Origin of the sequence: Pseudomonas sp. RC3H12 (assembly GCF_018596375.1) — a bacterium.
Taxonomy (GTDB): domain Bacteria; phylum Pseudomonadota; class Gammaproteobacteria; order Pseudomonadales; family Pseudomonadaceae; genus Aquipseudomonas.
Window position 1 is genome coordinate 5,055,272 of the sequence record NZ_CP075595.1, and the last position, 19,319, is coordinate 5,074,590.

Here is a 19,319-nt window from a genome sequence, read left to right on the forward strand (position 1 = left end):
CGGCTGCAGGTCGTTGGTGGGAGCGGGTTCAGCTGTTGGAGTGGTCGATCTTGATGGTCGGATCGGCACCGCTGATCAGTGAGTGGATCGTGGTGTTCGACCAGTTGACACCCTCGAGCTTGATGCTGACATCGGCATTTGCCAAGCCGCCGGCAGCGTTCAACTTGCCGTCGCTGCTCACTTGTAGCGTGGTCTCGTCGTCGATGGTGGTGATTCTGAGGAAGTTATCGATGGCAATGTCCTCCTCACTCTGTAGCAGATCGCGCAGGTCGAGTCGGTCGCCTTCCCGAACGTTGAAGTCCCTGATCACATCCTTACCTTGGTCGCCGACCCTCCACATGAAGGTATCGGCTCCCTTGCCTCCGATCATCACGTCGTTACCTTTGCCACCCTCTATGTGATCGTCGCCACCCTGGCCGAAGATAATGTCCTGGCCGGCACCGCCCAGCAGAGTGTCGGCCCCATCATTGCTGCCCGAAACGTTAAACTCGGCGCTGTGCTCGGTGATGAAATTGTGCATGGTTTCGGTATTCACAGCATTCACTGTCATGCTCAATTTGTCGGCGACGTAAGCTTGAATCGCATGAACACCAGCGCTGGCGATGCCGTCGAAGCTGATCAGATCGCCGAAAAGAATGTCGTTGCCGCCACCACCATTGACGGTATCGTTACCCGGTCGGATGTACTCGGTATTTCCGAAGATAGCCCCGGCCAGCTTGCTGGGGTCGATATTGGCCTGCGGCTCGCCGTCGGAGTCAAAAGGGTTCAGCTCCGTAAGCTTGATACTGTCATTCATGCCGATGGCCTCGACATTGGACAGGCCTGTCAGCAGTTTGAAGCTGGCAAGTGCATTGATATGGGAGTTAGGGCCTTTCTTTGGGTTTTCAAGTACTACAGTTGACAGTTCGTAAGCGCCATTGCCATTTGCGCGCAGTTTTCCAAGAAACTCATACTCCCATGTATTATCGCTGAGATAGTTCAGCTTCAGGCTGCCATCGCTGTCGATGTTTATAGTGGTGGTGCCCCTGTCCAGATGGCCGTTGTATACCATGCCCTGCTGATAGCCTATCGTGCTCAGAAAAATGTCCAGGGTAATGCCTGAGTCACCCAGTGTCGGATTGATGCGCTCTTCTTGATAATGGGTTGGCACGCCATCGGTGATGAAGAATGTCTGGTTGCTGGCGGAGCTGCCAGCGCTCTGGAGATTATTGAACCAGTTGGCAGTTGTCTTGAATGCATCTTCATAGTTTGTGCCCCCGTTTTGGCCCTCTCCCACTTTGAGGGTGTTCAAGCTACCGAGCAATTGCTGTAGGCCTGCATCGTTCAGGGTTACCGAAACGATGCTGTTGACCTCGGAGGAGAAGTCCACCAGGAGAATGTTCACGCTGCCTGAGTGTGGGCCCTGGGCGCTGGCGGCCAATATCTTGAATACTGACTCGAGGGACTTTTTCGCTGCACTTACGCCTTCCTCTTTCATACTGGCAGAGGTGTCGACGATGAACGCAAGGTTGTAGTTCTGCCCAGGCAGGACACGCCAGCCCGCGATGTCTGCCACAACGATATTGTGATCGGCGGTACCGGTGTAGCTGTCATCTCCCTCGTTCAGATTGATGTCGACGTAGGCCTGCGGCTGATCAGTAAAGGATGGCGTCGCGGTAGATGCATGGAGCGTGTTGTGCGCCCGATTGCTTACGGTATATGCATTGCCAGGCGAGTCGTGGAGATCGTTACAGCTCGATGGCGTGCCTGCCTTGGTTGGGAAGCCGATGCTCGGGGCAACCTTTCCCGCGGTTTCTTGTAGCATCACGCTGCTGTGGCCACCGTCATCAGGGGCGTTTGGGGCGACGATTGTGGTTTCGAACTCGATAGTTGCGTCTGTGCCTGCCATGATGGTCTGCTGCAGCGCTTCAGTCGACGATGCGGCCTTACTGAGGTCGCTGCTGTCTGGGGGGGAGCCGGTCCACCGGGTGTTGCGACCCAGTTCGAGGATGCGGCCATCGGCCAGTTCAAGGGCCACCGAGCCACCGATGCCGGTGTCCAGTTGCTCTCCGGCAAGTAAGCGGTCACCCTCGATCAATACACGCTGGATACCCTCTGGGGAAACTGCGATAACCTGGCCAACAATGCTTTTGACGATGGCGACAACAGTGCTCATTTAAATCTCCAGAATTGTATTTGGTGGTCTGCCATAGTGGCGATCATGTTGGTGTTTAACTTGGGTTTGGCGTACTTAGGTGTGTAGGGCAGGCTTTAGGTTTTACTTGCGCGACGACTATGTCGCGTTGAAAATAGGCTTGGGGTGTTCATTTATAGCCTGTAAAGCCGAGCGCGACTCGGCCCGTTCCTCGCCTGTTTTTGCCTTGCCTGATCGCCGCTAGACTACTATTTGCACAAGTCCCAGGTTTGTGTGCCTGAGTCTTTGGCATCTTTCGGATAATGCTAAGCAATAATTCAAGCGCCTCATATTGGTAGTGGCCTGCCTGAAGAATATTCCTACTTGTCGTACATGATTGAGGAAGAATTCCCACGACCACAAGTGAGCTTTCACTTTAAAAAGTTAGAAAAAATTAGTTTTTATGTCTGTGCCAGTATTTTTCCGAGAATCAGTTGAATGCGTGTGTCCTTGTGCGCCGTCCTGCCTTTCACTTTCATCACTACTGTTGTTCAAACCCAGACGTTGCCCGAAGCCATACAGAAAGCCCTCGAGGTGCATCCGGAAATCCAGGCCGGGTTGAACGCCAGCGCGGCGGCGGACTATCAGTTGCACGCCGCTCAAGGAGGCTATTTGCCGCGGGTCGATGTGACAGCTGGTTATGGCCGCGAGGGCACCGACAGCCCAGGCACCCGCAACCGCAGGGAGACGCTCAGCCGTGGCGAATCGGCGATCCGCCTGCGGCAGATGGTATTCGACGGCTTCGTCACCTCCAGCGAGGTCGGTCGTCAACAGGCCACTGTCAACGCTCGCGCCTATTCCTTGCTGGGGACCTCCGAGCGCACCGTGCTGAGCGTCGCCCAGGTCTACCTGGACGTTTTGTCGCGCCGTGAGATGGTGCGTCTGGCCGAAGACAACCTGCGCAACCACGAACGCATCCTTGATCCGATCAAACTGCGTACCAGCCGTGGTGTGGGCCGCCTGGCCGACCTCGACCAGGCCGAAGCGCGTTTTGCCCAAGCCCGCAACAACCTGATCACCGAGCAGACCAACCTGGCCGATGCCAACACCAACTACCTGAGCGTCGTCGGACAGATGCCCGGCGAATTGAGCACGCCTGCGCCATTTCTCGACCTGCTGCCGGCCACCCTGAGGAGGCAGTCATCAGTTGATTGAGGACAGTCCGATCCTGCGTTCGGCCGAGTCGGACATTCGCAACAACGCCTTGCGCCAGCTCAATGAGGAGTTAGGCTTGGCATGGAATGCTCTGGAAAACGCCAACGCCCAGGTGCCGATCGCCCAGCAGTACGTCGATCACAGCAACCGGGTGCGCAGCGCCTACCAACAGCAGTTCGGCCTGGGCGAGCGAACCCTGCTCGACAGCGAGAATGAAACCTTCACCGCCCAGCGTCGTCTGGTAGAGGTGAAGAACATACAAATGTTTACTCAGTACCGAATCAAGGCGACCATTGGCCAACTGCTCAAGAGTCAGGGTGTCGTAGCACCGCTGGCACCGTTGTGCAGAACGACCTGAAACCCAAGGTGAACCTGCCAGGCATGAACTGAAAGGCGCCTTGAACCCACCCCCGCAAGGATGAAGAGAGCGCCGCGTGGAATCCGAAGTCAGTCGAGTCCAACTCAGCCACGATCCACGCAGTCAGCATGACGACCCGCTGCTGGACAGTCTGCTGACCCTGTGTGTCCTGCATCAGAAGCCCGCCAGCCGGGCCATGCTGACCACCGGGCTGCCCTTGCCCTCGCAACGCCTGACCGCCGAGCTGCTGCCGCGTGCGGCCGCCCGGGCCGGGCTGCAGGGGCGCCTGTTGCAGCGCAAGCTGGAGCAGATACCCAGCATCGCCATGCCGGCGATGCTGCTGCTAAAGGAAGGCCGCTGCGCGGTGCTGCTGGGTTGGGAAAACGAGGACACCGCGCGGCTGCTGCTCAGCGAGAGCGACGGCGGTGAAGTGCATGTCACCCGTGAGGCGTTGCTGGGCGACTACAGCGGCAAGGTGTTCTTCGCCCAGCCCCAGCACAAGTTCGACGTCAACCACGGCAACCTGATCCCACGCGCGCGCTCCTGGTTCCGCGACACGCTGCTGCGCAGCAAATGGCTGTACATCGATGCCATCGCCGCCAGCCTGGTGATCAACCTGATCGCCCTGGCCGCGCCGCTGTTCGTGATGAACGTGTACGACCGCGTCGTGCCCAACCAGGCCACCTCGACGCTATGGGTGCTGGCGGTGGGTATCGCCGGGGCCTATGTCTTCGACCTGATTCTAAAGGGGCTGCGCAGCCTCTGTCTGGACCTGGCCGGCAAGAAGACCGACCTGATCATCTCGGCGACGCTGTTCGAGCGCATCGTCGGCATGGCCATGAAGTACCGCCCGGCGCGGGTCGGCAGCTTCGCCCAGAACATCCATGAGTTCCAGGGCCTGCGCGACTTCCTCGCCTCGCTGACGCTGACGAGCCTGATCGACCTGCCGTTCACCCTGCTGATCCTGATGGTCATCGCCATCATCGGCGGGCACCTGGTGTGGATCCCGGTCCTTGCCTTCCCCTTGGCCCTGGGTATCGGCTACGCGTTGCAGAAGCCGCTGATGGCGACCATGGAACGCACCATGGCCCTGGCCTCCGAGCGCCAGTCGAGCCTGATCGAGACCCTGGCCGGCTTGGACGGGATCAAGGTCAACAACGCCGAGAGCGAGCGCCAGTACATGTGGGAGCAGACCCTCGGCACCCTCAGCCGCCTCGAGCTGCGGGTCAAGGTGCTTTCAGGCCTGGCCATGAACATCACCCTGCTGATCCAGCAGTTGGCCGGCGTGGCGATGATCTGTGTGGGCGTGTACCTGATCATCGACGGCAACCTCAGCATGGGTGGCTTGGTGGCCTGCTACATGCTCAGCGGTCGCGCCCTTGGCCCGCTGGGCTCGCTGAACGGCCTGCTGGCCCGCTACCAGCAAGCCAAGGTGACCATGGTCGCCACCGACCAGATGATGGAACTGCCCCAGGAGCGCAACTTCGAAGAGCGTCCGCTGAGCCGCCAGGTGCTGCAGGGCGCCATCGAGTTCCGCGGCGTCGAGTTCACCTACCCGAACCAGCAGAACCAGGCGCTCAAGGGCATCAACCTGAACATCCGCCCAGGCGAGAAGGTCGGCATCATCGGCCGCAGCGGCTCGGGCAAGAGCTCGCTGGCCAAGTTGATCGTCGGCCTGTACGAGCCGGACAACGGCTCGCTGCTGGTCGATGGCGTGGACATTCGTCAGATCGATGTCAGTGAACTGCGCCATAACATCGGCTATGTGCCCCAGGATATCCAGCTGTTGGCGGGCACCCTGCGCGACAACCTGGTCAGTGGCGCCCGCTACATCGAGGACGAGCTGATCCTGCAAGCCGCCGAGTTGGCGGGCGTGCACGAGTTCGCCCGCCTGCACCCCGACGGCTACGAGTTGCAGGTCGGCGAGCGCGGGCAGAACCTCTCCGGTGGCCAGCGGCAGAACGTCGCCCTGGGGCGGGCGCTGCTGCTCAACCCGCAGATCCTGCTGCTCGACGAACCCACCAGCGCCATGGACAACACCGGTGAGGAACGCCTCAAGCAGCGCCTGGCCGCAGTCATCGAGAACAAGACCGTGCTGCTGGTCACCCACCGGGCGTCGCTGCTGTCGCTGGTGGACCGGTTGATCGTCATCGATCGTGGACAGATCGTCGCGGATGGCCCGAAAGCCGCCGTCATGGATGCGCTGAAGAAGGGGCAGATCAGTGTTGCATAAGCTGGATATGGGGCGTTTCAAGGACAACCTGCGCCGCTACTTCAAGGGCTCCGAGTCGCTGGCCGGGCAGCCGCTGCCCGAGGTCAACAAGGCGCTGATCGAGGACGCGCCGCGAGTGGTGCGCCTGACCATCTGGGGAGTGATCGCGTTCTTCCTGTTTCTCATCGTCTGGGCCAGCGTCGCGCCCATCGACGAGGTGACGCGCGGGGAGGGCAAGGCCATCCCGTCGTCCAAGGTGCAGAAGATCCAGAACCTCGAAGGCGGTATCGTTGCCGAGATCTTCGCCAAGGAGGGGGAGATCGTCGAAGTCGGCCAGCCGCTGCTGCGTCTGGACGAGACCCGCTTCGCCTCCAATGTCGACGAGACCGAGGCTTCGCGTCTGGCCATGGCCTTGCGCGTGCAGCGCCTCACGGCCGAGGTCGAGGACAAGCCGCTGCAGATCGACGAAGAGCTGCGCAAGGCCGCGCCGAGCCAGGCCGCCAACGAGCAATCGCTGTACCAGAGCCGTCGCCAGCAGTTGCAGGATGAGATCGGCGGCCTGCAGCAGCAGTTGGTGCAGAAGCAGCAGGAGCTGCGCGAGTTCAATTCCAAGCGCGCCCAGTACGCCAACAGCCTGCAGCTGTTGCGCCAGGAAATCTCGATGTCCGAGCCACTGGTGGCTCAGGGTGCTATTTCCCAGGTCGAGGTGCTGCGCCTGCGCCGCGCCGAGGTCGAGAACCGGGGCCAGATGGACTCCACCACCCTGGCCATCCCGCGGGCCGAGGCGGCGATCAAGGAGGTCGAGAGCAAGATCGAGGAGACCCGCGGCAAGTTCCGCAGCGAGGCGCTGACCCAGCTCAACGAGGCCCGTACCGAGCTGAACAAGGCCACTGCCACCAGCAAGGCGCTGGACGACCGCGTGCACCGCACCATGGTCATCTCGCCGGTGCGCGGTATCGTCAAGCAGCTGCTGGTCAACACCATCGGCGGCGTGATCCAGCCGGGCAGCGACATCATCGAGATCGTGCCGCTGGACGACACCCTGGTGGTCGAGGCGAAGATCCTGCCCAAGGACATTGCCTTCCTGCACCCGGGCCAGGAAGCCACGGTGAAGTTCACCGCCTATGACTACACCATCTACGGCGGGATGAAGGCCAAGCTCGAGCAGATCGGTGCCGACACCATCACCGACGAAGACAAGAAGACCACCTATTACCTGATCAAGCTGCGTACCGAGAAGAGTCACCTGGGCACCGACGAGAAGCCGCTGCTGATCATCCCGGGGATGGTGGCCACGGTGGATATCATGACCGGCAAGAAGACCATCATGAGCTACCTGCTCAAGCCGATCATCAAGGCGCGCTCCGAAGCCTTGCGCGAGCGTTGATCGCGCGCGGGGGCGGAAATCCTGTGGGAGCGGGGCAAGCCCTCTCCCACGCCCTCGCTTTGTAGGCTGGAGCAGGGCTTAGCATATTCATATGGATATGCAATAAAGGTATTTAAATTGCGGTTCTTATGACTTTATAGTCACCCCACTGCGTACCCGCTGACCAATCGGCGCGCCGCACGACTCGAACCCACACGGGCAATCCCCGTGCGTTTCCGATCGTTGCGCGCCCTGGAGTCGCGCACTGCGTGGGAGTGAACAATGCCAGCCGCCTCGAACGCCTTGTCGACCATCGACAGCGCCCAACCGCAAACCTTCGACATCCGCTCGTTCCCCGGCGCCGTTGGCGCCGAGATCATCGGCCTCGACCTGAGCCGTCCGGTCAATGCCGAGGATTTCACCCGCATTCACCGCGCCCACCTGGACCACCATGTCCTGGTGTTTCGCGACCAGCGCATCACCCCTGAACAACAGATCGCCTTCAGCCGCCGGTTCGGCGAACTGCAGATCCATGTGCTCAAGCAGTTCCTGCTCACCGGCCATCCCGAGATCCTGATCGTGTCCAACATCGTCGAGAACGGTCGCAACGTCGGACTGGGCGACGCCGGCAAGTTCTGGCACTCGGACCTGTCGTACAAGGAACTGCCGAGCCTGGGCTCGATGCTGCACGCCCAGGAGCTGCCCAGCGAGGGCGGCGACACCTTGTTCGCCGACATGCACAAGGCCTGGGACGCGGTGCCCGAAGCCCTGCGCCGGGTCGTCGAGGGCCGCAGTGCCGCCCATTCCTATACCGCCCGCTATGCCGAGACCAAGTTCGAAGGCAACTGGCGCCCGACGCTGACCGCCGAGCAACTGGCCCAGGTCCAGGAGGTCATCCACCCGGTGGTGCGTACTCATCCGGAGAACGGCCGCAAGGCGCTGTTCGTCAGCGAAGGCTTCACCACCCGTATCGTCGGCCTGCCGGATGACGAAAGCCGCGACGTGCTGCAACAGCTGTACGCCCTGAGCGTGCTGGAGCAGAACCTCTACCGCCATCACTGGCAGCCCCACGACCTGGTGTTCTGGGACAACCGCTCGCTGATCCACCTGGCCACCGGTTGCCCCGCGCACCTGCGCCGCAAGCTGTACCGCACCACCATCCAGGGCGATGCCCCGTTCTGACGACTGAGGAAATACACCATGCGCAAATCCATCAGCCGCCTGGCGGCAAGTATCGGCCTGGGCGCCAGCCTGGTTGTTGGCAGTCTGGCGGCGCCCACCGTGGCTCACGCCGAAGGGCAGATCCGCATCGCCGAGCAGTTCGGCATCGTCTACCTGCTGCTCAACGTGGTCCGTGACCAGCAACTGATCGAGAAGCACGGCAAGGAGCAGGGTCTCGACATCAAGGTCGACTGGGCCCAGCTCTCCGGTGGCGCGGCGATCAACGACGCGTTGCTGTCCGGCTCGGTGGACATCGCCGGCGCCGGCGTCGGGCCGCTGCTCACCGTGTGGGATCGCACCAAGGGCCGCCAGAACGTCAAGGCCGTTGCCTCACTGGGCAACTTCCCCTACTACCTGGTCAGCAGCAATCCCAATGTGAAGACCATCGCCGATATTTCCGAGAAAGATCGTATCGCCGTCCCAGCGGTGGGGGTTTCGGTACAGTCGCGCTTCCTGCAGTATGCCGCCGCACGGCAGTGGGGCGACAAGGAATACAACCGCCTGGACAAGTACACCCTGGCCGTGCCGCACCCGGACGCCACTGCAGCCTTGCTGGCCGGCGGCACCGAGCTTAACGGGCACTTCTCCAACCCGCCGTTCCAGGACCAGGTACTGGCCAACAAGAACGTGCACGTGGTGCTCAACAGCTACGACCTGCTCGGCCCCAACTCACCGACCCTGCTGTTCGCCACCGAGAAATTCCGCAAGGACAATCCCAAGACCTACAAGGCCTTCGTTGATGCCCTTGCCGAAGCCGCCGACTTCGCCCAGAAAGACAAGGCCGCCGCGGCCGATACCTACATCCGCGTGACCAAGGCCAAGATCGACCGCGAGACGCTGATCAAGCTGATCGACAATCCGCAGTACGAATTCACCGTCACTCCGAAGAACACCTACAAGCTGGCCGAGTTCCTCTACCGGGTCGGCGCGATCAAGCACAAACCCGAATCGTGGAAGGACTATTTCTTCCAGGATGAACGCCCGCTGCAAGGGAGCTGACCGCCAATGACCGCCCCATTGCCAGGCCACGCGGCCAGCACCCTGAGCCGTGTCGCCACGCCACCGCTGCTGGCGGTGGACAACCTGAGCCTCGAATACCGCACTGCCCAACGCGTGGTGCGGGCCACCCATCAAGTCAGCTTCGAAGTCGACCGCGCCGACCGTTTCGTCCTGCTCGGCCCGTCCGGCTGCGGCAAGTCCACCTTGCTCAAGGCCGTGGCTGGCTTCATCGAACCCCGGGAAGGGCGGATCCTGCTGCAGGGCCAGCCGGTGCGCGGCCCTGGGCCCGACCGCATCGTGGTGTTCCAGGAATTCGACCAGCTGCCGCCCTGGAAGACGGTGAAGCAGAACGTGATGTTCCCGCTGCTGGTGTCCGGCCAGCTCAAGCGCGCCGAGGCCGAAGAGCGGGCGCTGCATTACCTGGAGAAGGTCGGCCTGGCCGCCTTCGCCGACGCATACCCCCATACCTTGTCCGGCGGCATGAAAGCCCGCGTGGCGATCGCCCGGGCACTGGCCACGCAACCGAAGATCCTGTTGATGGACGAGCCGTTCGCCGCGCTCGATGCGCTCACCCGGCGCAAGATGCAGGAGGAGCTGCTGCTGCTGTGGGAAGAGGTGCGTTTCACCCTGTTGTTCGTCACCCATTCCATCGAAGAGGCGCTGGTGGTGGGCAACCGCATCCTGCTGTTGTCGCCGCATCCCGGGCGCGTGCGGGCCGAGGTGCACAGCCATCAGTACGACCTCGGCAGCCTCGGCGCCAGCGACTTCCAGGCTAGTGGCCGGCGCATCCACCGGTTGCTGTTCGACCAGGCCGACGCCCCGGAAAGCACGGGTGATCTGGGCTTCAACGATATCCGTATTGCCTACTGAACAGGAGCCAGGACATGACCACGACACCTGTACGCCAGGAATACGAAGTGCAGCTGCAACCCCTGCCGGGTGTGCCGCTGGAGCGCGAGTTGCCGCTGGTGCAACGCTTGTGGCAACAGGGCTGGCTGCGCAAGGCCGTGATCCTGATGCTGCTCGCGGTGGCCTGGGAGGCGGTGGCTCGCTATACCGGCAACGACCTGCTGCTGCCGGGCTTCCTGCAAACCTCCAGCGCATTGTGGGACGGGCTGCTCAGCGGCGAGCTGCCGGCCAAGGTCGGCGTTTCGCTGGTGGTGCTGCTCAAGGGCTATGTGCTGGGCATCGTCCTGGCATTCGGCCTGACCAGCCTGGCTGTCTCGACGCAGCTGGGGCGCGACCTGCTGGGCACGCTGACCTCGATGTTCAACCCGCTGCCGGCCATAGCCCTGCTGCCGCTGGCCTTGCTCTGGTTCGGCCTGGGCGACAACAGCTTGATCTTCGTGCTGGTGCATTCGGTGCTGTGGGCGTTGGCGCTGAACACCTACGCAGGCTTTCTCGGCGTATCCGAGACCCTGCGCATGGCCGGGCGCAACTACGGGCTGCGTGGCCTGCGCCTGGTGCTGCACATCCTGGTGCCGGCGGCGCTGCCGTCGATCCTGTCGGGGCTGAAGATCGGCTGGGCCTTCGCCTGGCGCACATTGATCGCCGCCGAGCTGGTGTTCGGCGCCAGCAGCGGCAAGGGTGGGCTTGGCTGGTACATCTTCCAGAACCGCAACGAGCTGTATACCGACAAGGTGTTCGCCGGGCTGGCAGTGGTGATCCTGATCGGCCTGTTGGTGGAGGGGCTGGTGTTCAACACCCTCGAACGGCTGACCGTGCGACGCTGGGGGATGCAGCGCTAGATATCCGCGCCCGATCGCGGGGCCAGCCCGCTCCCACGCAGAGATTCAGGGCCACATCGTGGGAGATTCTATGGTTTGCAGCAAGCCAGTTTTCCACCTTTGGTGACATATTCGTCCTGATTTTTCATCAGGGCGAATGCCACCCGTGCAAGCTTTCTAGCCAGGATTACCAGCGCTTGTGTCGTTGCTTTACCGGCTTTCCGATACTGTTCGTAGACGTCTTTCCAAGCAGCCGATCGGCTCGCCGCCATGGCGGCGTTATGCAATAGACGCCTGATCTCCGAGCAGCCTCGTTTCGTCAGGCGGCGGCGTCCACTCTTCTGCCCTGAATCACTGACTCGTAGATCCATTCCCAGGAATGCAATATACGAGTCACTGCCTTTGAACTCGCCCCGCATAAAGGCCATCACCAATGCCGTAGCGGTGAGAAAACCAATGCCCTCTATTGCTTGGCAGCGGGCAACTTGTTCGTGCAGGCCAGCTTCTCGCAGCACCTCCTTAATCTTCTTTTGGATCAGCAGATCCAGCCGGTCTATGGATTTTACAAAGGTTTTGAAGGCGGCTTTCAACAAGGCTTCATTAGCCCAGCTCTGCGTCATTGCAGTGCGAGCAGTCACCAAGGCCGATCTACGTCGAAGAAGGCTCTGTAGCTTGCCGTAGACGGCGGGAGGAGGAGTCCAAGGGCGAAGGTCTTCCCCCTCGTTTTTCAAAAACCGGGACAGCAGCCGAGCATCAGAAGGATCCGTTTTTACTCGTCCACCCACGCTTTTCCGGTAGTTGCTCAGCTGGAATCCATCAATGACATACACCTCGAAGCCCAGGCTATGAGCCAGTTCAACCAGATCGAGGTGATAAACATTAGTCGCCTCAACAGCAATAGCCGTGTTGAGGGGCTGTCGCTTCAGCCATCTTTTGATTTCGAGTTTGGAGTTTTTCAGCCTGATGACCTCATCGCGATCATCGTGATGAATCACCAGTTCAGCTTTCGCGACATCCGCACCCACGATCAGCTTGCCAACCTGCATTGCCATGGGCGCTTCCTCACGTTATGGTTTTTGGGCTTGAAGGGGTTTCACCAAGAGGCGCTGGCTTGCTTCTATCGTCGCTTGCAAACGATGCATTCTTTATCGGCGCTTTGGTGGAAGGGGTGGGGCGATGTCTCCCACGGTCTGTACTGATGCGAACAGTCAGAATCGGGCATTTAGTCCCACCACCCCTTCAAGTCTAACCATACAAGCGGGCTTGCCCCGCGATTGGGCCTCCAGTCATTCCAGGTATTGCGCCGCTGCGCTGGCCAACGTCCGCGCAATCTCCTCGCGCAATGCCTGCGGCGCTTCCACCACCAGCCCATCCCCCTGGCTCAGCAACCACCAGCGCAAGGGCCAGCCATCCGCCACGGTTGCCCGCAATCGGTGCCCCTGATCCAGCGCGGTCAACTGCATGTCGGCGGTCAGCGGCGTCTCGCGCAGACGGCGAGCCAGCAAGTCGCTGATCCACGCCTGCAGTTCGATGCCTTCCCCTTGGCCAGGCTGCAACGTATCGCCGCGCAAATACCCCTGCAGGTCGAAGTTCCCACGCAACTCGCCGCCGGCGTTGGCCGACCAGTGCCAGCCGAACGGGATGCTCTTGTCGTTGCGCTCCAGCGGAAAGATCAGCGACAGCTCGTTGAGGTCGCGCTCGACCGTGCGCTTGCTGACATTGAAGCCCACGTCACGCAGGCGCCACACCAGTTCGGCACTGGTGATCCCGGGAGAGCGGCTGGGTAGCTGGCGCAGCAATGCCCATTGGCGGCTGAGGGTGGCGCGGGTGGTGGCGAACGGCAAAAGGAAACGTCCTTGTCTAGGCTTGCCGGCATAGGATGGCGGCACGGGCAGGGCATGGCAATTGGCCACAGCCTGCTCAGATCAAGGAAGATGCATTTGGTTGCCTGGGATCAATTCGTTCGCGACAGGTTTTGTCGTGGCATCGCGCAGAATCACGCCTCACCACAGTGGAGGTTGGAGCTGTGGGTCGTTCAATGAGGATGAACATGTCTGCCGCCAGCAATATCCATTCGCTGCTTGCCCGGCTTCTACCCGAGCGGATCGTTCCGGCGCCGGCCCGCCCCGGGCAGCGCCACCGGCTGTTCGCCGGGGTGGGCATGCCCGCCCAGCAGGCCCTGAGCGGCGAGCGCTTTGGCCTGATCGACCGCCTGGACGAGGCAGTGGACCTGCAGGCGGTCTACCACGACCTCTGCCGCCAGGCCCTGCTGGGCAATGTCGCGGCGCTCAATGACCTGGGCTGGATCTGGCTCAATGGCAAATACTGGCGCGGCGACACGGTGCTGGCGGGGCACCTGTTGCGCATGGCGGCGTTGCAGGGCAATGCTGCGGCCTGGTTCAACCTTGGGCAGCAGCACTACTTCGGCAAGGGCGTCGATGTTTCCTACGTCAATGCGGCCGAATACTACCGCCATGCTTTCGAGCGGGGCATGGTGCATGCCGCTGCGGCGCTGGGCGATCTGTACGAGGAGGAGGTGTGCGAGGGCGACCAGGTGTGGCAGGTCGATCCGCTCGAGGCTTACCAATGGTTTCTGCGTGGCGCCGAGCGTGGTGAGAAGCGCTGTCGCTTCGAGGTGGGCTACCGATTGCTGCATGGCGTGTATGTGGAGGCTGACACCAAGGCCGGCCTGTACTGGCTGGAACTGGCGGCGGCGACCGGGGTGATGCAGGCCGCCGAGGAGCTGGCGGTGCATTTCAGCAGCCGCGACGCAGCGCGCTACCTTGGCTGGCGCGACCAGGCGATCCAGCTGGGCAGCACGCTGGCGCTGACCATGAAGCTGGAAGACCAGATCCAGCCTTGAGCGCAGCGTGCCTGCAGGGATCATGAACAACCTTTCATCTTTTCCCTCCGTCACCTGCGGTTGACGACAGGGGGAGGGCAGGGCGTATATTGATAGTTAGCAAACTATGAATATCCTCGGTTCTCACATGTCCCTCGACGCACTGCACCTGAAGATCAGCAGCGGCATGGTTGTGGCTGCCCGGCACTGGCGCCGCCTGTGTCAGGGCGCCCTGACCGGCTATGGCATTTCCGAAGCCTGCGCCGTCCCCTTGCTGATGATCGTGCGCCTGGGCGATGGCGTGCATCAGGTGGCGGTGGCCCAGGCGGCCGGGTTGGAAAGCCCGTCGCTGGTGCGCCTGCTCGACCAACTGTGCAAGGCTGGCCTGGTATGCCGCAGCGAGGACCCTCTGGACCGTCGTGCCAAGGCGCTGAGCCTGACCGTCGAGGGCCGCGCCCTGGCCGAGTCCATTGAAGGCGAGCTGGTACGCCTGCGTCGTGAGGTGCTTGGAGGCATCGACCAGGCCGACCTGGAGGCCACCTTGCGGGTCATCCATGCCTTCGAACAGGCAGGCATGCAGCCATGAATGGTTTCTTCAGCTCGGTCCCGCCGGCCCGCGACTGGTTCTACGGCGTGCGCACCTTCGCCGCATCGATGATTGCCCTGTATATCGCCCTGCTGATGCAGCTGCCACGCCCTTACTGGGCCATGGCCACGGTCTATATCGTCTCCAGCCCATTCCTCGGCCCGACCACCTCCAAGGCGCTGTATCGCGCCCTGGGCACCCTGCTGGGCGCAGGTGGGGCAATCCTGCTGGTGCCGCCGCTGGTGCAATCCCCGCTGCTGCTGAGCATCGCCATCGCCCTGTGGACCGGCACGTTGCTATTCCTCTCGCTGAACTTGCGCACGGCCAACAACTACGTGCTGATGCTGGCCGGCTACACCCTGCCGATGATCGCCCTGGCGGTGGTCGACAACCCGCTGGCAGTGTTCGACGTGGCCTCGTCCCGGGCCCAGGAAATCTGCCTGGGGATCGTCTGTGCGGCGGTGGTTGGCGCGGTGTTCTGGCCGCGCCGGCTGGCGCCCGTGGTGGTCGGCGCCACCGGCAGCTGGTTCGGCGAGGCGATCCGCTACTGCGACACCTACCTGGCCCGCGAAGCCGGCGCCGACAAGGTCGGCGGCATGCGTGGCGCGATGGTCGCCACCTTCAACTCGCTGGAGCTGATGATCGGCCAGCTCGGCCATGAAGGCGCCGGCCCGCATACCTTGAAGAACGCCCGCGAATTGCGCGGGCGGATGATCCATCTGCTGCCGGTGATCGACGCGCTCGACGATGCCCTGATCGCCCTTGAAGGTCGCGCCCCGGCGCAGTTCGCGCTGCTGCAACCGGTGCTGGGCAGCGCCCGTGAATGGCTCGAAGGCACCGCCGACAGCGCCTCGGTGGCACGCTGGACCGCCCTGCACGAGCAGATCGACCGCCTGCAGCCGGGCGCCGCCGCCCTCGACCAGCGCTCTGAGCTGCTGCTGTCCAACGCCCTCTATCGCCTGACCGAATGGGCCGACCTCTGGCAGGACTGCTGCAGCCTGCAGCACGCCCTGCGCAAGGACGACGCCACGCCCTGGCGCGCGGTCTACCGTCACTGGCGCCTGGGCCGGCTGACACCGTTCTTCGACCGCGGCCTGATGCTCTACTCGGTGTTTTCCACGGTCACCGCCATCGTCGTCGCCTGCGGCCTGTGGATCGGCCTGGGCTGGAACGACGGCGCCAGCGCGGTGATCCTCGCCGCCGTGTCGTGCAGTTTCTTCGCCGCCATGGACGACCCGGCGCCGCAGATCTACCGGTTCTTCTTCTGGACGCTGATGTCGGTGATCTTCTCCAGCCTGTATCTGTTCCTGGTGCTGCCCAACCTGCACGACTTCGCCATGCTGGTGCTGGCCTTCGCCGTGCCGTTCATCTGCGTCGGCACCCTGACCGTGCAGCCGCGTTTCTATCTTGGCACCTTGCTGACCATCGTCAACACCTCGACCTTCATCAGCATCCAGGGCGCCTACGACGCCGACTTCTTCACATTCCTCAATTCCAACCTGGCCGGCCCCGTGGGGCTGCTGTTCGCTTTTATCTGGACCCTGGTGGTACGCCCGTTCGGCGTGGAGCTGGCGGCCAAGCGCATGACCCGCTTCGCCTGGCGCGACATCGTCGAGATGACCGCGCCGGCCACCCTGGCCGAGCACCGCCAGGTCGGGGTGCAGATGCTCGACCGCCTGATGCAGCACCTGCCACGCCTGTCGCAGACCGGCCAGGACAGCGGGGTGGCCCTGCGCGACCTGCGCGTGGGCCTGAACCTGCTCGACCTGCTGGCCTACATGCCCCGCGCCGGCGCCCAGGCTCGCGAGCGCCTGCAGACGGTGATCGAGGAAGTCGGCGCGCACTACGCCGCCTGCCTGCGCACCGGCGAGCGCCTGCATGCCCCGGCGGCACTGCTGCGCAATATGGAGCGCGCGCGCCAGGCGCTGAACCTCGATGAGCTTTACGAGCGCGGCGATGCCCGCACCCACCTGCTGCACGCCCTGGCCGGTTTGCGCCTGGCGCTGCTGCCAGGTGTCGAGGTGATGCTCGAGCCCGCCGAACAAACGCAACTGCCCCCGGGCCTCGACGGAGCACCCCTGTGATCGGTGAACTGGATATCAGCGGGGTGTTCCTGCCCACGCTGCTGGTGATGATGTTTGGCACCTACCTGTTGTACCTGGGGGTGCACGCGGTGCTGGTGCGCCTGCATTTCTACCGCCTGGTCTGGCACCGGGCGCTGTTCAACGTTGCCCTGTATGCCGTGCTGCTTGGCGCGGTGGACCACTTTTGCCGAAGCCTGATGCTGCCATGAAAAAACCTTTGCTGACCCTGGGCCGCGTGGTCCTGACCTTGCTGGTAGTGACCTTCGCCGCCGTGCTCGTGTGGCAGATGGTGGTGTACTACATGTTCGCCCCCTGGACCCGCGACGGTCATATCCGCGCTGACGTGATCCAGATCGCCCCGGATGTTTCCGGGCTGATCCAGCAGGTCGAGGTGCGCGACAACCAGACCATCAAGCGCGGTGACGTGCTGTTCACCATCGACCAGGACCGTTTCACCCTGGCCCTGCGCCAGGCCAAGGCAACCCTGGCCGAGCGCCAGGAAACCCTGGCGCAGGCCTCCCGCGAGGCCCAGCGCAACCGCAAGCTGGGCAACCTGGTGGCGGCCGAGCAGCTTGAAGAGAGCCAGTCCCGCGAGGCCCGCGCCCGCTCGGCGGTGAGTGAGGCCCAGGTGCAGGTGGATGTGGCCCAGCTCAATCTCGATCGCTCGGTGGTGCGTAGCCCGGTGGACGGCTACCTCAACGACCGCGCCCCGCGCGCCCACGAGTTCGTCAGCGCCGGGCGCCCGGTGCTGTCGGTGGTCGACAGCGCCTCGTACCACGTCGATGGCTACTTCGAGGAGACCAAGCTGGGTGGGATCCATATCGGCGACGCCGTGGATATCCGTGTGATGGGCGACCCCACTCGCCTGCGCGGCCGGGTGCAGAGCCTGTCTGCCGGTATCGAGGACCGCGACCGCAGCAGCGGCGCCAACCTGCTGCCCAACGTCAACCCGGCGTTCAGTTGGGTGCGCCTGGCCCAGCGGATCCCGGTACGCATCACCTTCGACGAAGTGCCGGCAGACTTTCGCATGATCGCCGGACGTACCGCCACGGTGTCGATCATCGAGGACCAACGCCCATGAAACAATTGATCCTGGCGGGGCTGTGCCTGTCCCTCGGCGCTTGCATGATGGTCGGCCCGGACTACGAGCTGCCCAAGGAGGCCGCCGTGCAGCGCGGCGACCTCAACGGTCCGCTGCGCCAGGACGCCGACAGCGTGGTCTCGGCGCCGGTGCCCGAGGGCTGGTGGCAGCTGTATCAGGATCAACGGCTCAACCAACTGGTGCGCGAAGCGCTCGGTGCCAACACCGAGCTGCGCGTGGCTGCCGCCAACATCGCCAAGGCCCGCGCCCAGGTGGAGGTGGCCGAGTCGCAGGGTGGCTTCAATGGTGGCGTCAAGCTGGGTGCCCAGCGCCTGCAGGAGTCCGGCGAAGCGTTCCTGCTGCCGGAGAAAGTGCCGGTGGCCAACATCGGCGAGGCGATCATCAGCGCCAGCTACCAGTTCGACCTGTGGGGGACTTTCAAACGCGGCACCGAGGCCGCCAAGGCCAATGCCGATGCCGTGCAGGCCGCCGCCGACACCGCGCGCATCACCCTGGTGGCCGATGTGGTCAAGGCCTACACCCAGGTGTGCTCGGCCAATGAGGAGTACCACATCGCCCGCGAGTCGCTGGACCTGCAGCAGCAGAGCGTGCAACTGACCCAGCGTCTGCGCGACGCCGGCCGTGGCGACGAGAGCCAGGTTACCCGGTCGCAGACCCAGTTCAAGTCCTTGCGCGCCGAGCTGCCGCGCTTCAAGGCCGAGCGCGAGGCGGGCCTCTACACGCTGGCCGCGTTGCTGGCCAAGCCTGTCGAGCAATTGCCTGCCGACACCGCCGATTGCGCCGAGCTGCCACAGCTGTCGCAACTGGTTCCGGTCGGCGATGGCGCCGCTCTGCTCAAGCGCCGCCCGGATGTGCGCCAGGCCGAACGCCAGCTGGCGGCAGCCACTGCCACCATCGGTGTGGCCACCGGCGCGCTGTATCCGGATATCAGCATCGGCGCCCAGGTGGGCACCATCGGCATTCTCGAGAACCTCGGCGAGCCGGCCACCAACCGCTGGGGCTTCGGCCCGCAGGTCAGTTGGACCATCCCCACCAACGGCACCCGCGCGCGCATCCGCATGGCCGAGGCCTCGACCCAGGCCGCGCTGGCGCATTTCGACGGGGTGGTGCTGAATGCCATTCGCGAAGCCCAGACCCGTCTGGCGCAGTACAGCGCGCTGCTGGACCGGCGCGACGCCTTGGCCGAGGCGGAGCGTTCCGCCAAGGAGTCGGCGGACCAGACGCATCTGCGTTATCAGGTTGGGCGCGAGTCGTTCCTGGCCGACCTGCAGGCGACGCGGACCTACACCGATGTAAGGGCGCAGCTGGCGGCGGCCAACAGTCAGGTGGCGATGGGGCAGATCGGGGTGTTTCTGGCGCTGGGTGGGGGCTGGAAGGGCAGCGCTCAGCGCTGAGGTACGCTGCCCTGCACGGTCAGTAGAGCTGGCATTTCTGTCAGTAGACGTCAATTGAACAGGGCCGCAATCTAGCGTTACTGGCAGCTTACCCAGGAGA

Annotated in this window: 15 protein-coding genes and 1 pseudogene; 13 read left to right on the forward strand and 3 right to left on the reverse strand. The window is 63.1% G+C overall.

Going from position 1 to position 19,319, the window contains the following annotated elements; genetic code table 11:
• Window positions 1–28 precede the first annotated feature (28 nt).
• On the reverse strand, window positions 29–2,155 hold the full coding sequence (locus tag KHO27_RS23070) for a retention module-containing protein (protein ID WP_214500822.1): 2,127 nt from the start codon (window positions 2,153–2,155) through the stop codon (window positions 29–31).
• Window positions 2,156–2,611: 456 nt separating this feature from the next.
• Here KHO27_RS23070 and KHO27_RS23075 point away from each other — a divergent pair.
• The 7 genes and pseudogenes from KHO27_RS23075 to KHO27_RS23105 all read left to right on the forward strand — a co-directional run bounded on the left by KHO27_RS23075 (window position 2,612) and on the right by KHO27_RS23105 (window position 11,232).
• A pseudogene (locus KHO27_RS23075) lies at window positions 2,612–3,718 on the forward strand (TolC family protein).
• Between the two features lie 44 nt (window positions 3,719–3,762).
• Window positions 3,763–5,919, forward strand: coding sequence for a type I secretion system permease/ATPase (locus tag KHO27_RS23080; RefSeq protein ID WP_046857557.1), 2,157 nt, complete (start codon window positions 3,763–3,765; stop codon window positions 5,917–5,919).
• A gap of 7 nt (window positions 5,920–5,926) precedes the next feature.
• Window positions 5,927–7,285 (forward strand): HlyD family type I secretion periplasmic adaptor subunit, encoded by a 1,359-nt coding sequence (locus KHO27_RS23085; protein WP_173862469.1) that lies wholly within the window; start codon window positions 5,927–5,929, stop codon window positions 7,283–7,285.
• A gap of 261 nt (window positions 7,286–7,546) precedes the next feature.
• Entirely contained in the window at window positions 7,547–8,446 is a 900-nt protein-coding gene (locus tag KHO27_RS23090; RefSeq protein WP_214500823.1) for a TauD/TfdA dioxygenase family protein, read from the forward strand.
• Window positions 8,447–8,464: 18 nt separating this feature from the next.
• Window positions 8,465–9,484, forward strand: a complete 1,020-nt coding sequence (locus KHO27_RS23095; RefSeq protein ID WP_102684986.1) for an ABC transporter substrate-binding protein — start codon at window positions 8,465–8,467, stop codon at window positions 9,482–9,484.
• 6 nt (window positions 9,485–9,490) lie between these two features.
• Complete coding sequence (locus KHO27_RS23100) at window positions 9,491–10,354, forward strand: ABC transporter ATP-binding protein (protein WP_214500824.1); 864 nt, start codon at window positions 9,491–9,493, stop codon at window positions 10,352–10,354.
• A 14-nt stretch (window positions 10,355–10,368) separates the two neighbouring features.
• Window positions 10,369–11,232 (forward strand): ABC transporter permease, encoded by an 864-nt coding sequence (locus KHO27_RS23105; RefSeq protein WP_110700116.1) that lies wholly within the window; start codon window positions 10,369–10,371, stop codon window positions 11,230–11,232.
• Window positions 11,233–11,300: 68 nt separating this feature from the next.
• On the opposite strand, the gene KHO27_RS23110 is transcribed toward KHO27_RS23105, so the two are convergent.
• A complete protein-coding gene (locus KHO27_RS23110) occupies window positions 11,301–12,263 on the reverse strand; it encodes an IS110 family RNA-guided transposase (protein ID WP_214500825.1) in 963 nt (320 codons plus the stop codon).
• A gap of 234 nt (window positions 12,264–12,497) precedes the next feature.
• Window positions 12,498–13,055 carry a WYL domain-containing protein gene (locus tag KHO27_RS23115; protein ID WP_102684983.1) on the reverse strand — a complete coding sequence of 186 codons (558 nt, stop codon included), beginning with the start codon at window positions 13,053–13,055 and terminating at the stop codon, window positions 12,498–12,500.
• Window positions 13,056–13,261: 206 nt separating this feature from the next.
• Here KHO27_RS23115 and KHO27_RS23120 point away from each other — a divergent pair, with 206 nt between their 5' ends.
• The 6 genes from KHO27_RS23120 to KHO27_RS23145 all read left to right on the forward strand — a co-directional run bounded on the left by KHO27_RS23120 (window position 13,262) and on the right by KHO27_RS23145 (window position 19,219).
• The gene (locus KHO27_RS23120; RefSeq protein WP_110700118.1) at window positions 13,262–14,074 is read left to right on the forward strand and encodes a tetratricopeptide repeat protein; all 813 of its coding nucleotides are present in this window, start codon (window positions 13,262–13,264) and stop codon (window positions 14,072–14,074) included.
• A gap of 127 nt (window positions 14,075–14,201) precedes the next feature.
• A complete protein-coding gene (locus tag KHO27_RS23125) occupies window positions 14,202–14,639 on the forward strand; it encodes a MarR family winged helix-turn-helix transcriptional regulator (protein WP_110700120.1) in 438 nt (145 codons plus the stop codon).
• Entirely contained in the window at window positions 14,636–16,723 is a 2,088-nt protein-coding gene (locus KHO27_RS23130) for an FUSC family protein (protein ID WP_110700122.1), read from the forward strand. Before KHO27_RS23125 ends, KHO27_RS23130 begins: the two co-directional genes overlap by 4 nt.
• Entirely contained in the window at window positions 16,720–16,932 is a 213-nt protein-coding gene (locus KHO27_RS23135) for a DUF1656 domain-containing protein (protein ID WP_011531590.1), read from the forward strand. Before KHO27_RS23130 ends, KHO27_RS23135 begins: the two co-directional genes overlap by 4 nt.
• Window positions 16,929–17,804, forward strand: a complete 876-nt coding sequence (locus KHO27_RS23140; RefSeq protein WP_102684980.1) for an efflux RND transporter periplasmic adaptor subunit — start codon at window positions 16,929–16,931, stop codon at window positions 17,802–17,804. The genes KHO27_RS23135 and KHO27_RS23140 overlap by 4 nt, the downstream gene beginning before the upstream one ends.
• A complete protein-coding gene (locus tag KHO27_RS23145) occupies window positions 17,801–19,219 on the forward strand; it encodes an efflux transporter outer membrane subunit (protein ID WP_214500826.1) in 1,419 nt (472 codons plus the stop codon). Before KHO27_RS23140 ends, KHO27_RS23145 begins: the two co-directional genes overlap by 4 nt.
• Window positions 19,220–19,319 lie beyond the last annotated feature (100 nt).